Source organism: Sphingomonas sp. BE138 (assembly GCF_031456125.1).
Taxonomy (GTDB): domain Bacteria; phylum Pseudomonadota; class Alphaproteobacteria; order Sphingomonadales; family Sphingomonadaceae; genus Sphingomonas.
Genome location: NZ_JAVDUC010000010.1, coordinates 89519 through 102658 on the forward strand (window position 1 = coordinate 89519; position 13140 = coordinate 102658).

The 13140-nt window shown below is 69.2% G+C and carries 13 protein-coding genes; 9 read left to right on the plus strand and 4 right to left on the minus strand.

Features of this window, described 5'->3' with window-relative positions; genetic code table 11:
• Nucleotides 1-87 precede the first annotated feature (87 nt).
• On the minus strand, nucleotides 88-627 hold the full coding sequence (gene msrA / locus J2Y58_RS13550; protein WP_310103940.1) for a peptide-methionine (S)-S-oxide reductase MsrA: 540 nt from the start codon (nucleotides 625-627) through the stop codon (nucleotides 88-90).
• A gap of 69 nt (nucleotides 628-696) precedes the next feature.
• Here msrA and galE point away from each other — a divergent pair, with 69 nt between their 5' ends.
• Nucleotides 697-1695 carry a UDP-glucose 4-epimerase GalE gene (gene galE, locus J2Y58_RS13555; RefSeq protein WP_310103942.1) on the plus strand — a complete coding sequence of 333 codons (999 nt, stop codon included), beginning with the start codon at nucleotides 697-699 and terminating at the stop codon, nucleotides 1693-1695.
• Between the two features lie 129 nt (nucleotides 1696-1824).
• On the opposite strand, the gene J2Y58_RS13560 is transcribed toward galE, so the two are convergent.
• Together J2Y58_RS13560 and J2Y58_RS13565 are read right to left on the minus strand one after the other, a co-directional pair.
• Nucleotides 1825-2523: a phosphatase PAP2 family protein gene (locus J2Y58_RS13560; RefSeq protein ID WP_310103943.1), complete on the minus strand. Its 699-nt coding sequence runs from the start codon at nucleotides 2521-2523 to the stop codon at nucleotides 1825-1827.
• On the minus strand, nucleotides 2520-3371 hold the full coding sequence (locus tag J2Y58_RS13565) for an ABC transporter permease (protein ID WP_310103945.1): 852 nt from the start codon (nucleotides 3369-3371) through the stop codon (nucleotides 2520-2522). The genes J2Y58_RS13560 and J2Y58_RS13565 overlap by 4 nt, the downstream gene beginning before the upstream one ends.
• A 64-nt stretch (nucleotides 3372-3435) precedes the next feature.
• Between J2Y58_RS13565 and J2Y58_RS13570 the strand changes: the two genes are divergently transcribed.
• Nucleotides 3436-4194 carry a GcrA family cell cycle regulator gene (locus tag J2Y58_RS13570; protein ID WP_310103947.1) on the plus strand — a complete coding sequence of 253 codons (759 nt, stop codon included), beginning with the start codon at nucleotides 3436-3438 and terminating at the stop codon, nucleotides 4192-4194.
• 285 nt (nucleotides 4195-4479) lie between these two features.
• On the opposite strand, the gene J2Y58_RS13575 is transcribed toward J2Y58_RS13570, so the two are convergent.
• Nucleotides 4480-5340, minus strand: a complete 861-nt coding sequence (locus J2Y58_RS13575) for an outer membrane beta-barrel protein (RefSeq protein ID WP_310103949.1) — start codon at nucleotides 5338-5340, stop codon at nucleotides 4480-4482.
• A gap of 117 nt (nucleotides 5341-5457) precedes the next feature.
• On the opposite strand from J2Y58_RS13575, the gene parE reads away from it, so the two are divergent.
• The 7 genes from parE to queE all read left to right on the plus strand — a co-directional run bounded on the left by parE (nucleotide 5458) and on the right by queE (nucleotide 12976).
• Nucleotides 5458-7434: a DNA topoisomerase IV subunit B gene (gene parE / locus J2Y58_RS13580; RefSeq protein ID WP_310103950.1), complete on the plus strand. Its 1977-nt coding sequence runs from the start codon at nucleotides 5458-5460 to the stop codon at nucleotides 7432-7434.
• Nucleotides 7431-8060 carry a DUF1275 family protein gene (locus J2Y58_RS13585; RefSeq protein ID WP_310103951.1) on the plus strand — a complete coding sequence of 210 codons (630 nt, stop codon included), beginning with the start codon at nucleotides 7431-7433 and terminating at the stop codon, nucleotides 8058-8060. The genes parE and J2Y58_RS13585 overlap by 4 nt, the downstream gene beginning before the upstream one ends.
• Nucleotides 8061-8153: 93 nt before the next feature.
• Nucleotides 8154-9356 carry an aspartate aminotransferase family protein gene (locus J2Y58_RS13590; protein WP_310103953.1) on the plus strand — a complete coding sequence of 401 codons (1203 nt, stop codon included), beginning with the start codon at nucleotides 8154-8156 and terminating at the stop codon, nucleotides 9354-9356.
• Nucleotides 9357-9433: 77 nt separating this feature from the next.
• The gene (argF, locus tag J2Y58_RS13595) at nucleotides 9434-10351 is read left to right on the plus strand and encodes an ornithine carbamoyltransferase (protein WP_310103955.1); all 918 of its coding nucleotides are present in this window, start codon (nucleotides 9434-9436) and stop codon (nucleotides 10349-10351) included.
• Between the two features lie 193 nt (nucleotides 10352-10544).
• Entirely contained in the window at nucleotides 10545-11447 is a 903-nt protein-coding gene (locus J2Y58_RS13600) for an Hsp33 family molecular chaperone HslO (protein ID WP_310103958.1), read from the plus strand.
• 198 nt (nucleotides 11448-11645) lie between these two features.
• Entirely contained in the window at nucleotides 11646-12344 is a 699-nt protein-coding gene (queC, locus tag J2Y58_RS13605) for a 7-cyano-7-deazaguanine synthase QueC (RefSeq protein ID WP_310103959.1), read from the plus strand.
• Entirely contained in the window at nucleotides 12344-12976 is a 633-nt protein-coding gene (queE, locus tag J2Y58_RS13610; protein ID WP_310103961.1) for a 7-carboxy-7-deazaguanine synthase, read from the plus strand. The genes queC and queE overlap by 1 nt, the downstream gene beginning before the upstream one ends.
• The last annotated feature ends 164 nt before the right edge of the window (nucleotides 12977-13140 follow it).

A 13140-nucleotide genomic window follows, 5' to 3' on the forward strand; every position in this document is an offset into this window, starting at 1 on the left:
AGCCGACAAGTGCGAGGTTCTGGATCCCCGCCTTCGCGGGAATGACGGGTTCGGCAGTTGCCCCCTGCGCGGGCAGGGGCGCCGGGATCAGGCGGTCACCGCCTTGCTGCGCGCCGCGAAGCTCTTGCGCAGTTTCTGCAACTTCGGCGGGATCACCGCCAGGCAATACGGATTGCGCTGCCCCTCGCCGTCCCAATAATCCTGGTGATAGCCCTCGGCCGGATACCAGTCGGAGAACGTCTCGATCGTCGTGACGATCTTGCCCGGCGTCGTTTCCTGCGCGCGCGCGATCGCCTGGTTCGCCTGTTCTTCCTGCATCACCGTCTCGGGAAAGATCGCCGAGCGATATTGCGTGCCGACGTCATTGCCCTGCCGGTTGAGCTGCGTCGGATCGTGGGTCGCGAAGAAGATGTCGAGCAGGTCGGCGTAGCTCACCTGTTCCGGATCGAACCCGACGCGGATCGCCTCGGCATGGCCGGTGTCGCCGCCGCAGACCTGCTTGTAGGTCGGGTTGGGGACGTGACCGCCGATATAGCCGCTCTCGACGCTTTCCACCCCGATCACGTCCTTGAACACCGCCTCGGTGCACCAGAAGCACCCGCCGGCCAGCGTCGCATATTCCGTCATGTGAACAGTCTCCTTTGCGTGTCATGTAGGAAGCCGCTAGGCGGCGGCAACGCCAAGGGGAGTTCGGGCATGACGTTGAACGGCAAGGTAATGGTGACGGGCGGCGCCGGCTATATCGGCAGCCACGCGGTGCTGGCGCTGCTCGACGCCGGCTATGACGTCGTCGTCATCGACAATCTCGTCACCGGGTTCGACTGGGCGGTCGACGGGCGCGCGGCGTTCGTGAGGATCGCGGTCGAAGATCCCGGCGTCCGCGATGTCATCCGCGAGCACAATGTCCGCGCGATCATGCACTTCGCCGGATCGGTGGTCGTGCCCGAATCGGTCAGCGACCCGCTGAAATACTATCGCAACAACACCGCCGCGACGCGCAGCCTGATCGAGAGTGCGGTCGCCGAGGGCGTGCCGCACTTCATCTTCTCCTCGACCGCCGCGACCTATGGCACGCCCGAGCGCGTGCCGATCGGGGAGGACGATCCCAAGGCGCCGATCAATCCGTACGGCATGTCGAAGCTGATGACCGAGTTCATGCTCAAGGACGTGTCGGCGGCGCATCCGATGAACCATTGCTGCCTGCGCTACTTCAACGTCGCGGGCGCCGATCCGGAGGGGCGCAGCGGTCAGTCGACGGTCGGCGCGACCCACCTGATCAAGATCGCGGTCGAGGCGGCGACCGGCAAGCGCGACGGCGTCGGGGTGTTCGGCACCGACTTTCCGACGCGCGACGGCACCGGCGTGCGCGACTATATCCACGTCAGCGACCTGGCCGAGGCGCATGTCGCCGCGCTCGCGCTGCTGGTCGAGCGGCCGACCGAAAGCCATGTGCTCAACTGCGGCTATGGCCGCGGCTTCTCCGTGCTCGAGGTGCTGGACGCGGTCGACCGCGTGACCAACCTGACGATCGAGCGCAAGCTGCAGGGGCGCCGCCCCGGCGACCCGGCCGAGCTGGTCGCGGACAACAGCGCGATCCTGAAGACGATCGACTGGACCCCGAAGCGCGACGATCTGGAAGGCATCGTGCGCGACGCGCTGGCCTGGGAACGCAAGCTCGCCGAACGGCAGGCCTGACCCCCAAGCCCTCTCGTCACCCCGGCGACGGCCGGGGGTCAGTCGCGAAGGCGGCGACAAGGGCGCGCAACGCGTATCGTCCTCGTTCCACGACTGCACCCCGGCCTTCGCCGGGTGACCGCGAGCGCGTCAGCGACGCTGCGCCAACCGCGCCCGCACCGCCGCGGCGATCCACCACCACAGCGCGGCCCAGCCGGTCCCCGCGCACCACCCCGCCAGGACGTCCGACGGCCAGTGCACCCCCAGGTACACGCGGCTGATCCCGATCGCCCCGACCAGCACCGCCGCCAGCCCCAGCACATAGCGCCGCACCACGCGCCCGCGCGCGACCTGCGCGACCAGCCCCGCGAGCGTGAGATAGATGATCGCGCTGTTGGTCGCATGGCCGCTGGGGAAGCTGAGCCCGGTCACCTGCACCAGATGGTCGACCAGTTCCGGACGCGGGCGCCCGACCCAATATTTCGCCTGGCCCGCCACCGTCGAGCCGATCAGCGTCGCCGCCAGCACCAGCACGGCGGTCAGCCACATCCGTTGCACCAACAGCAGCCCGGCGACCGCGACGACGACGCAGGTCAGGATCGTCCCGCTGCCCAGCGCGGTGATCTCGACCATCGCCTCGTGCAGCCACGCCGGCCCGATCGGCTGCGCGGTGTCGCCGGGGATGCGCAGCCGCAGCATGATCGCCCGGTCCCACGCGAACGGTCCGCCGCGCACCTGGAAGGCCAGCAATGCCGCGGCGATCAGCCCGGCGAGCGCCAGCGCGATCCACGCCGTGCGCGGGGCAGGGGGCGTCGTCCGCGGCTCGGCGACCGGGAGCGCGTCGTTCAACTCTTCAGCTTCCACCCGCGCCGCAGCAGCGAGTAGCACAGCAGCCCGAGCACCACGTCGATGCCGAGGATCACGATGCTGCCCAGCGCCACCGGCGAATCGGCGGTGCCGAGGAAGCCGTACCGGAAGCCCGAGATGACGTAGAAGAACGGATTCACATGGCTGAAGGCGCGGAAGGCGGGGGCGAGGTGATCGACCGAATAGAAGGTGCCGCTCAGCAGCGTCAGCGGCGCGATGACGAAATTGGTGACCGCCGCGGCATGGTCGAACTTCTCCGCCCAGATCGAGGACAGCACGCCCGCGAAGCTCAGGAACACCGCCCCCAGCAGCCCGAACCACAGCACCGCCCACAGGTGCTGCGGCGTGACATGGACGCCCGGCCACAACGACATCGCCAGCCACACCGTCGCCCCGACGCAGAAAGCGCGCGTCACCGCCCCGCCGGTCAGCGCGGCGAGCAGCTCGGCGGTCGACAGCGGCGGTTGCAGGTAATCGACGATCGTCCCCTGGATCTTGCCGACCAGCAGCGAGAAGCTGGCATTGGCGAAGGCGTTGTTCAGCATCCCCATGACGATCAGCCCGGGCGCGATGAAGTCGGCAAAGGGCACGTCGGTGCCGCCGACCCGAACCGGGCTGCGCGCGCCGTTGGCGACGGTGAAGATCACCAGGAACATCAGCGTCGTGATCGCGGGCGCCCAGATCGTCTGGAGCTGCACCTTGAAGAAACGGCGCACCTCCTTCACATAGAGCGTTCGCAGGCCGCCCCAATTGACGTTCCGGATGACCGGGACGCCGGGGGCGTTTCTGACAGCTGACGGAATTTGTCCGATGGGGGGCTGGCTGCTCATCGCTGCTGCGGGTAACCGCTGCCGAGGCCGCCCGCAACCGGAACGCGAACGAGGAAAGACGATCATGTCCTGGACCGAGGAGCGCATCGATACGCTCAAGACGATGTGGGAAGGCGGCCAGACCGCCAGCCAGATCGCCGAGGCGCTCGGCGGCGTCAGCCGCAATGCCGTGATCGGCAAGGCGCACCGCCTGGGCCTGCAGTCGCGCCCGTCGCCGGTGGTGAGCAAGGAGGAGGCGCGTGCCGCCGCCGAGAAGGCGAGCGCCGCGGCGCCGGCCGCTCCGGTCGCGGCCGCCGCGCCGGCACCTGCGCCGCGCGCTCCCGAGCCCAAGCCGGAGCCGCGTCCGAAGCCGGTCGCCGCGGCCCCCGTCGCGCCGCCCCCGCCGGCCCCGCCGGTGGTGGAGGACGAGGAGGAGGACGATGCCCCCTTCGCCGCCGACGATCAGGACGAGGCGGTGGCCGCCGCTCCGGCGCCGGAGCGCGCGCCGCAGCCGGTGCTGCGCTCGGTCGGCCCCGGCGGCTTCGTGCGCCAGGCGCCGGGCGAGCAGCAGCCGCCGATCGCCCCGGCGCCACCGCGCCGCCTGGTCCCCGCGCGCACCGCGCCCGAATATGCCGACAAGACGTCGCTGCTCGATCTCAACGACAAGATCTGCAAGTGGCCGCTCGGGCATCCGGGCGAGCCGGACTTCCATTTCTGCGGCGAGAAGGTGAACCCGGGCTTCCCTTATTGCGTCACCCATTGCGGGCACGCGTATCAGGCGCAGCTGCCACGGCGCGACCGGCGCGCGGCGCCGCTGCCGTTCGGGGGTCCGCGGATGCGGTGACGCCGACCGCGCAAGCTCCAGCGGCGCTGGAGCGCGCGTCAGCCGTCGGCGCGGCCGGCGCGGCGTAAAGCCGCGTCCGACGACGCGGGCTTTGCCCGCGGCGGGTCGCTCATTGGTTACCCTGTTATCCACCCGTCATCCCGGCTTCCGCCGGGGTGACGACTAGAAGAAGGGTTCGCGACGAACCCGCCGCGGCAAAGCCGCGTCGTCAGACGGGCGCCGCCCCGCTGGCCGGGCTGGCGTGAGTCCCCGGACCTGCTGCGCAGGCCGGGGCCACGCTACGCCTTAAAACCTAAACGCCGCCGTCGCGCGCAGGCTGTGCCAGTTGAACTTGTCGTCCGAGCGCCGGAAGTCCGTCCCGTTCACCGTTCCGCCGTTGTTGGCATTGGTGAACGGCGTGCCGGCCGGTCCGGCGGCGCGGACGCGGAAGTCGTTGTCCTGATACTGGTGGTAGACATATTCCATGCCGATCGAGAAGTGGTCGCCGAACCGCTGCTCGATTCCGCCGCCGCCCTGGAATCCGAACTGGTTGCGCTTGCCGCGCTGCCCGAACGTGTTGGTGCTCTGGCTGGACGAGAAGTCGCGATCGATCCGTGCGTACGACGGCCCGAACGTACCGTAGAACAGCGTCGAATCGTTGGGGGTGTAGCCGGCGCGCGCGCGCACCGCGGCTTCCCAGCTGATCTCGCGCGTCATCACGTAATTGGCGGGGGTCGAGGAGAAGCCGGTCACGCTGTCACGGATGTCGCTCTTCCCGAACTCGCCGACAACGCCGTAGACGATCGGCCCGGCCTGATGGTCGAAGCCGACGCGCGCGTTGTAGGACCACCCGTCGCGGTCGTTGCGGCACCCCGGCCCGCCGTTCTGCGGACCGGTGGCGGCCTGCGCGCGCCCGCCGCAGAAGCCCGGCGCGAACGCATTGGCGCCGGTGCCGGTCAGCACGGTGTCGCCGAACCGCCCGTCCAGGTTGCGGTCGAACTGGATCGTCGATCCACCGTCGTTGGGCTGCACGTCATACCCGCCCGAGGCGCCGACGTAGATGCCCGAGAAGCCGGTGCTGACCGACGGGTCGCTGTTCGCCCCGTCCTGTGCCATCGCCGGCACCGCCACTACCGCGGCCGCCGCCGCCAGAACAAACGCCTTCATTCATCGAACTCCCTGATGATGCCCGCCCCGAACGGCGCGGTCGTCCCGCAGGTTGCGTAAGGAAGGGTTGCTGCGGCCGCGGTGGCGCGCGCGGCCGATGTTCCGTATATGGCCCCTATGTCCGATCTCTTCGCGTCCGCCACCGCTGCTCCCACGCAATATGACGCGTCGTCGATCGAGGTGCTGGAGGGGCTGGAGCCGGTCCGCCGCCGTCCCGGCATGTACGTCGGCGGCACCGACGAGCGCGCGATGCACCACCTCGCCGCCGAGGTGCTCGACAATGCGATGGACGAGGCGGTCGCGGGCCATGCGACGCGGATCGAGGTGACGCTGGATGCCGGCAATCGCCTGACGATCGTCGACAACGGCCGCGGGATGCCGGTCGATCCGCACCCGAAGTTTCCCGACAAGTCGGCGCTCGAGGTCATCCTCTCGATGCTTCACTCCGGCGGCAAGTTCTCGGGCAAGGCCTATGCCACCTCCGGCGGCCTCCACGGCGTCGGCGTGTCGGTGGTCAACGCGCTGTCGAGCGAGACGGTGGTCGAGGTGGCGCGCGACCGGCAGCTCTATCGCCAGCGCTTCGCCCGCGGGCAGACGCTCGGCCCGCTCGAGAATGTCGGCGCGGCCTCGAACCGCCGCGGCACCACCGTCAGCTTCGTCCCCGATACCGAGATCTTCGGCCCCGAATTGCTGTTCAAGCCCGCGCGCCTCTACAAGCTGGCGCGATCGAAGGCGTATCTGTTCGCGGGCGTCGAGATCCGCTGGAAGTGCGCGGCGTCGCTGATCACCGACGATACGCCTGCCGAGGCGGTGTTCCAGTTCCCGGGCGGCCTCTCCGATCACCTCAAGGAACAGCTCGGGAAGCGCGAATGCGCCACGGCCGACTTCTTCGCCGGGCAGCAGGAATTCCCCGAGGCGCAGGGCAAGGTGGAATGGGCGATCGCCTGGCCGCTATGGAGCGAGGGCAGCTACAGCTGGTATTGCAACACCATCCCGACCCCCGACGGCGGCACGCACGAACAGGGGCTGCGGCAGGCGCTGGTGCGCGGCCTGCGCCAGTTCGGCGATCTGGTCGGCAACAAGCGCGCCAAGGAGCTGACCGCCGACGACGTGATGGTCGGCAGCGAGCTGATGCTGTCTGTCTTCATCCGCGAGCCGCAATTCCAGTCGCAGACCAAGGACCGCCTGACCTCCCCCGAGGCGGCCGGGCTGGTCGAAAAGGCGATGCGCGACCATTTCGATCATTGGCTCGGCCACAACATGGACCGCGGCAAGGCGCTGCTCGGTTATGTGCTGGAGCGGATGGACGAACGCCTGCGCCGCAAGGCCGAGCGCGACGTGAAGCGCAAGACCGCCACCTCGGCGCGCAAGCTGCGGCTGCCCGGCAAGCTGACCGATTGCGCCGCCGATTCGCCCGATGGCACCGAGCTGTTCATCGTCGAGGGCGATTCGGCGGGCGGCTCGGCGAAACAGGCGCGCGACCGCAGGACGCAGGCGATCCTGCCGATCCGCGGCAAGATCCTGAACGTCGCCTCGGCGACCAGCGCCAAGATCCTCGCCAATCAGGAGATCGCCGACCTCATCCAGGCGCTCGGCTGCGGCACGCGCAAGGATTGCCGCCCCGAACAGCTCCGCTACGAACGCGTCGTCATCATGACCGACGCCGACGTCGACGGCGCGCATATCGCGACGCTGCTGATGACGTTCTTCTTCCAGGAGATGCCGGACCTGGTGCGACAGGGGCACCTCTACCTCGCGCAGCCGCCGCTCTACCGCCTGACCGCGGGCACCAGGAGCCTCTACGCCCGAGACGACGCGCACCGCGCCGAGCTGGAGCGCACGGCGTTCAAGGGCAAGAAGGTCGAGGTCGCACGCTTCAAGGGGCTGGGCGAGATGAACCCGGCGCAGTTGCGCGAAACGACGATGGACCCGGCGAAGCGCAGCATGATCCGCATCACGCTGCCGCAGGAATACGAGGAGCGCGCCGGCGTGAAGGACCTCGTCGACCGCCTGATGGGCACCAACCCGGCCCACCGCTTCGCCTTCATCCAGGAGAATGCGGCGCGGCTGGACGAGGAAGCGATCGACGCGTGAGCGGGGGGCGCGCCGACTGGCCGTTCGCGATCGCGCTCGCTGCCTTGGCGGGGTTCGTCGATGCGGTCGGGTTCCTGCGCATCGGCGGGCTGTTCGTCTCGTTCATGAGCGGCAATTCGACGCAGCTGGCGGTCGACGCCGCCAACGGCGGCGGGTGGTGGCGGATGACCGCGGCGCTGATCCTTGCCTTTGTCGCGGGGGTCATGGCGGCGGCGGTAGTGAGCGAGCGGCTTGGGCGCTGGGCGCCCGCTGCGACAATCCTGCTCACCACCGCGCTGCTCGCCTGGGCGGCGTTGCTGATGGTCGGCGGCACCGGCGCCGTGCTGCTCGCCGCCGCGATGGGGGCGCTCAACGTCGTGTTTCAGCGCGATGGGCGCTCGATCCCGATTACCTATATGACCGGCACGCTGGTGCGGCTTGGGCAGGCGCTGGCGCGCGCGCTGATGGGCATCGCGCCGCGTACCGGCTGGCTGCCGTACCTGCTGCTGTGGAGCGGGTTGATGGTCGGTGCGGGCGCGGGTGCGCTGGCCTATGCCGCGGTCGGGACGCATGCCTTGTGGGGCGCAACCGGCTTCGCCTTCGTACTGGCGCTGGCGGTCGCGGTGCAGAGCGCAACGGCGCGCTGACGCGGTGTTGATTCAGGTGGGGCTTTGCCCGTATCAGGCGGCTCCGGGCGGTCCTGTCGGGCCGCCCTTGTTCTTTTCCAGGAGAAGGTCGCCGTGTCGCCTGACGCATCCATCCCGCCGCTGATGCCCGTTTACCCGCGGTGCGGCGTGCGACCGGTGCGCGGGGAGGGCGTGTACCTCTACGGCGAGGACGGTGAGCAATATCTCGATTTCGCCAGCGGCATCGCGGTGAACGCGCTCGGCCACGGCCACCCGGCGCTGGTCAAGGCGATTTCGGAACAGGCCGCGACGCTGATGCACGTCAGCAACCTTTACGGCAGTCCGCAGGGCGAGCATTTCGCGAAGCGCCTCGTCGACCATAGCTTCGCCGACACCGTCTTCTTCACGAATTCGGGGGCCGAGGCGGTGGAGTGCGCGATCAAGACCGCGCGCCGCTACCATTTCGCGAACGGCAATCCGCAGCGAACCGACCTGATCACCTTCGACACCGCTTTCCACGGGCGGACGCTGGGGACGATCTCGGCGACCAACCAGCCGAAGATGCGCGACGGGTTCGAGCCGCTGCTGCCGGGCTTCAAATACGCGCAGTTCAACGATCTGGAGGGCGCGCTGGCGCTGATCGACGAGCATACCGCCGGCTTCCTGGTCGAGCCGATCCAGGGCGAGGGCGGCATTCGCCCGGCGTCGATGGAGTTCCTGCAAGGGCTCCGCAAGGCGTGCGACGAACACGGCCTGCTGCTGGTGCTCGACGAGGTGCAGGCGGGGTACGGCCGGACGGGGAAGTTCTTCGCGCACGAGCTGTACGGCATCACCCCCGACATCATGGCCGCGGCCAAGGGGATCGGCGGCGGTTTCCCGCTCGGCGCGTGCCTGGCGACTGCCGAGGCCGCGAAGGGCATGGTGTTCGGCACGCACGGCTCCACCTATGGCGGCAACCCGCTGGCGATGGCGGCGGGCGAGGCGGTGCTGGACGTGATCCTGGCCGACGGCTTCCTTGATCACGTCGCGCAGATGGGCGAGCGGCTGCGCTCCTCGCTGGAGCAGATGATCCCCAACCACGACACCCTGTTCGATTCGGTGCGTGGCCACGGGTTGATGCAGGGACTGAAGCTCAAGAGCGACAGCCGTCGCTTCGTCGCGCACTGCCGCGACCATCACGGGCTGCTGCTGGTCGCCGCCGGCGAGAATGTCGTGCGCATCCTGCCGCCGCTGGTGATCGACGAGAGCCACATCGCCGAATGCGTCGAGAAGCTGAGCGAGGCCGCCCGCGTCTACGTACCGGTCGCCGACGATTGATGGCCTGATCCCCGCGCGGGTCGCGGGGATCGATGGCCTGATCCCCGCGCGGCGCGCGGGGTTTGGGGGAAAATACCATGCGCCATTTCCTGAACCTGACCGATGCCGGGCCCGACGCGATCGCGGCGATGCTGGACGACGCGCTGACGCGCAAGCAGGCGCGCGCCGGCTGGACCAAGGGCCGTGTCGACGCCGACGCGCCGCTCGCCGGGCATGTGCTGGCGATGATCTTCGAGAAGAATTCGACGCGCACGCGCGTGTCGTTCGATATGGCGACGCGCCAGCTGGGCGGGCAGTCGATCGTGATGGAAGCCGGGCAGATGCAGCTCGGTCGCGGCGAGACGGTGGCGGATACCGCCCGCGTGCTTTCCGGCTATGTCGACGCGATCATGATCCGCACCGACGACCATGCGAAGGTTGAGGAGATGGCGCAATACGCGACCGTCCCGGTCATCAACGGGCTGACCGACGCCTCCCACCCGTGCCAGATCATGGCGGACCTGCTGACGATCATCGAGAGCGGCAAGGCGCTGCCCGGCCTGAAGGTCGCGTGGCTGGGCGACGGCAACAACGTGCTTGCGTCGATCGTCGAGGCGGCGTCGCTGATGCACTTCGACGTCGTGGCCGCCTGTCCGCAGGGGTTCCAGCCCGAGGAGGAGGCGATCGTCCGCGCGAACGGTCGCGCGCGGGTCGTCGCCGATCCGCGCGAGGCGGTCGAGGGTGCCGACGTGATCGTCACCGACACCTGGATCTCGATGGGGCAGGCGCATGCCGAGACGAAGCTGGCTGCGATGATGCCGTACCAGGTCGACGCCGCGCTGATGGCCGCCGCCAAGCCCGATGCGACGTTCCTCCACTGCCTCCCCGCGCACCGCGGCGAGGAAGTGACCCCGGAGGTCATCGACGGTCCGCAATCGCTGATCTGGGCGGAGGCGGAGAACCGGCTCCATGCGCAGAAGGCGATCCTGCGCTGGTGCCTGGGGCAGATCGGTTGATCGCGGGGGCGGCCGCTACCATCTACCCAATCGTCGCTGCTCGCGTGAGCGGCTGCCCTTCCTTCCTCCGTCATCCCGGCGCAGGCCGGGATCCATCGTGCCGCAAGCGCCGCCGGCTCCGCTCCTGCGGAGACATGGATCCCGGCCTGCGCCGGGATGACGGTGTGGGTGGGCGTTGGTTGCACGAGGATTTATGACCGACACTCCCGATCTCGACCGTGCGCTCGGCTTCACCATTCCCGATCGCCATGCGCGCGGACGCGTGGTGCGGCTCGGGCCGACGCTCGACGCGATCCTGTCCGCGCACGCCTATCCGCCCGCGATCGAGAAGCTGCTGACCGAGGCGCTGACGCTGACCGCGCTGATCGGCGCGACGCTGAAGGACCCCGCCGGCCAGCTGACCATGCAGACGCAGACGCAGGACGGCATCGTCACGCTGCTGGTCTGCGACTGGCGCGGCGGCGAGGTGCGCGGCTACGTGCAGTTCGACGCCGACAAGCTGGCCGCCGGCCCCGCCGACCCGACGCTGTTCGCGTTGTTCGGTCCCGGCTATCTCGCGATCACCTTCGACCTGGCCACCACCGGCGAGCGTTACCAGGGCATTGTCCCGCTCGACGGCGACACGCTGGCCGAGGCGGCGCAAAGCTATTTCTACCAGTCCGAGCAGATCCCCACCCTCGTGCGCGTCGGCATGCACAAGGACGACGCCGGCCGCTGCGTCGCGGGCGGACTCCTCCTGCAACATCTGCCGGAGGGCGAGGAGGGGCGCGAGCGGCTGCATACCAAGCTCGACCATCCCGAATGGGAGCATGTCGAGGCACTTGGCCGCACGATCGCGGCCGACGAACTCGCCGACCCTGCGCTGCCGCTCGAAACGCTGATCTGGCGGCTGTTCAACGAGGAGAGCGAGGTTCGCGTGCTGGAGGCGCAGGGCGTGTCGCGCGGCTGTCGCTGCACCGTCGAGCACATCCGCTCGGTTCTGGCGCGCTTCCCGCTCGAGCAACGGCTGGAAATGGCCGACGCGGACGGGGTGATCGCGGTCGACTGCGCGTTCTGCTCGACGGTGTTCCCGATGAAGGCCGACGAACTGGCGTGACGGCCGGACAGCCGCGCCTAATCCTTCGTTAACCTTTTTCCGCCATACGGATGCCATGCTGTTTCGGCGGCATGCTCTCTCCCCGCCCTCACGGGCACCCTGCGGGTCGCCACCATGGCGACCCGTCTTTTTTTTCGGGACCGCGCCGCCGGAGAGGCGGTTGCACTTCGCCGCCCAAGCGCCTAGCTCGCCGCGATCATGACCAGTCTTACTCCCGCAGTCGCGCTCGTTTCGGGCGGCCTCGACTCGTTGGTGTCGGCGGCGCTGGCGCGCGAGGCGGGGCACCCGCTGCTGGCGCTGTCGATCGACTATAACCAGCGGCATCAGGTCGAACTCGCCGCCGCCCGCCGCGTCGCGGTCGCCCTCGGCGCAGTGCGGCACGTCGTCCTGCCTATCGACCTGTCGGCGTTCGGCGGATCGGCGCTGACCGACAGCGCCATCGACGTGCCCAAGGACGGCGTCGGCGATGCGATTCCGGTCACCTACGTGCCTGCGCGCAACACGATCTTCATGAGCCTCGCGCTCGGCTGGGCGGAGGCGGCGGGCGCGCGCGACATCTACCTCGGCGTCAACGCGCTCGATTATTCGGGCTATCCCGATTGCCGCCCCGAATTCATCGCCTCGTTCGAGCAGACCGCGGAGCTGGCGACCAAGGCGGGGGTCGAAGGCACGCCCTTTCGCTTCCGCGCGCCGCTCCAGCACATGACCAAGGCCGATATCGTGCGCGAGGGTGCCCGCCTGGGGCTCGACATGGGGATGAGCTGGTCGTGCTACGATCCCGCGCCGGGGGCGCGGCATTGCGGAATGTGCGACAGCTGCCGCCTGCGCCACAAGGGCTTCGAGGAAGCGGGTGTCCCCGACCCGACCGAGTACGCCGTCACCCCGCCGGCCCCCTGATGAGCTACGCCGTCAAGGAAATGTTCCTGACGCTCCAGGGCGAGGGCGTGCAGGCCGGGCGGCGCGCGGTGTTCGTGCGCTTCGCCGGGTGCAACCTGTGGTCGGGCCGCGAGCAGGACCGCGCGGCCGCGATCTGCCGCTTCTGCGACACCGATTTCGTCGGCACCGACGGGCTGGGCGGCGGCAAGTTCGCCGATGCCGCGGCGCTGGTCGCGGCGGTTGCGGGCTTCTGGGGTGCGGACGGCACGCGCCGCTTCGTGGTGCTGACCGGGGGCGAACCGATGCTTCAGGTGGACGATGCGCTGGTCGACGCGCTCCACGCCGCCGGGTTCGAGATCGCGATCGAGAGCAATGGGACGTTGCCGGTACATCCCGGTATCGACTGGGTCTGCATCAGCCCGAAGGCCGGCAGCGAGACCGTGCAACGCTCTGGCCACGAACTGAAACTGGTCTGGCCGCAGCCCGGCACCGATATCGCCGCGATCGAGGAATGGGACTTCGCCAATTTCCTGCTCCAGCCGCTCGACGATGCGGCGGGGGTGGCGAATGTCGAGGCCGCGATGGCGGTGGTAATGGAGCGGCCGAAGTGGCGGCTGTCGCTCCAGACGCACAAGCTGCTGGGGTTGCGATAACCGCGAACGGGCCGGCACCGCCGACGTCGCCCACCTTCTTCGTCATCCCCGCGCAGGCGCGGATCCAGACGCGCAGGTTCTCGAAAGGGCCCAAACGTCCGAGGTTCTGGACTCCCGCCTGTGCGGGGATGACGAAGAACGCCGGGAACGACCGCCCGATCGAG

Coding starts and splice junctions, on each gene's coding strand:
- msrA (WP_310103940.1), bottom strand. CDS start 627: ATGACGGAATATGCGACGCTGGCCGGCGGGTGCTTCTGGTGCACCGAG.
- galE (WP_310103942.1), top strand. CDS start 697: ATGACGTTGAACGGCAAGGTAATGGTGACGGGCGGCGCCGGCTATATC.
- J2Y58_RS13565 (WP_310103945.1), bottom strand. CDS start 3,371: ATGAGCAGCCAGCCCCCCATCGGACAAATTCCGTCAGCTGTCAGAAAC.
- J2Y58_RS13570 (WP_310103947.1), top strand. CDS start 3,436: ATGTCCTGGACCGAGGAGCGCATCGATACGCTCAAGACGATGTGGGAA.
- J2Y58_RS13575 (WP_310103949.1), bottom strand. CDS start 5,340: ATGAAGGCGTTTGTTCTGGCGGCGGCGGCCGCGGTAGTGGCGGTGCCG.
- parE (WP_310103950.1), top strand. CDS start 5,458: ATGTCCGATCTCTTCGCGTCCGCCACCGCTGCTCCCACGCAATATGAC.
- argF (WP_310103955.1), top strand. CDS start 9,434: ATGCGCCATTTCCTGAACCTGACCGATGCCGGGCCCGACGCGATCGCG.
- J2Y58_RS13600 (WP_310103958.1), top strand. CDS start 10,545: ATGACCGACACTCCCGATCTCGACCGTGCGCTCGGCTTCACCATTCCC.
- queC (WP_310103959.1), top strand. CDS start 11,646: ATGACCAGTCTTACTCCCGCAGTCGCGCTCGTTTCGGGCGGCCTCGAC.
- queE (WP_310103961.1), top strand. CDS start 12,344: ATGAGCTACGCCGTCAAGGAAATGTTCCTGACGCTCCAGGGCGAGGGC.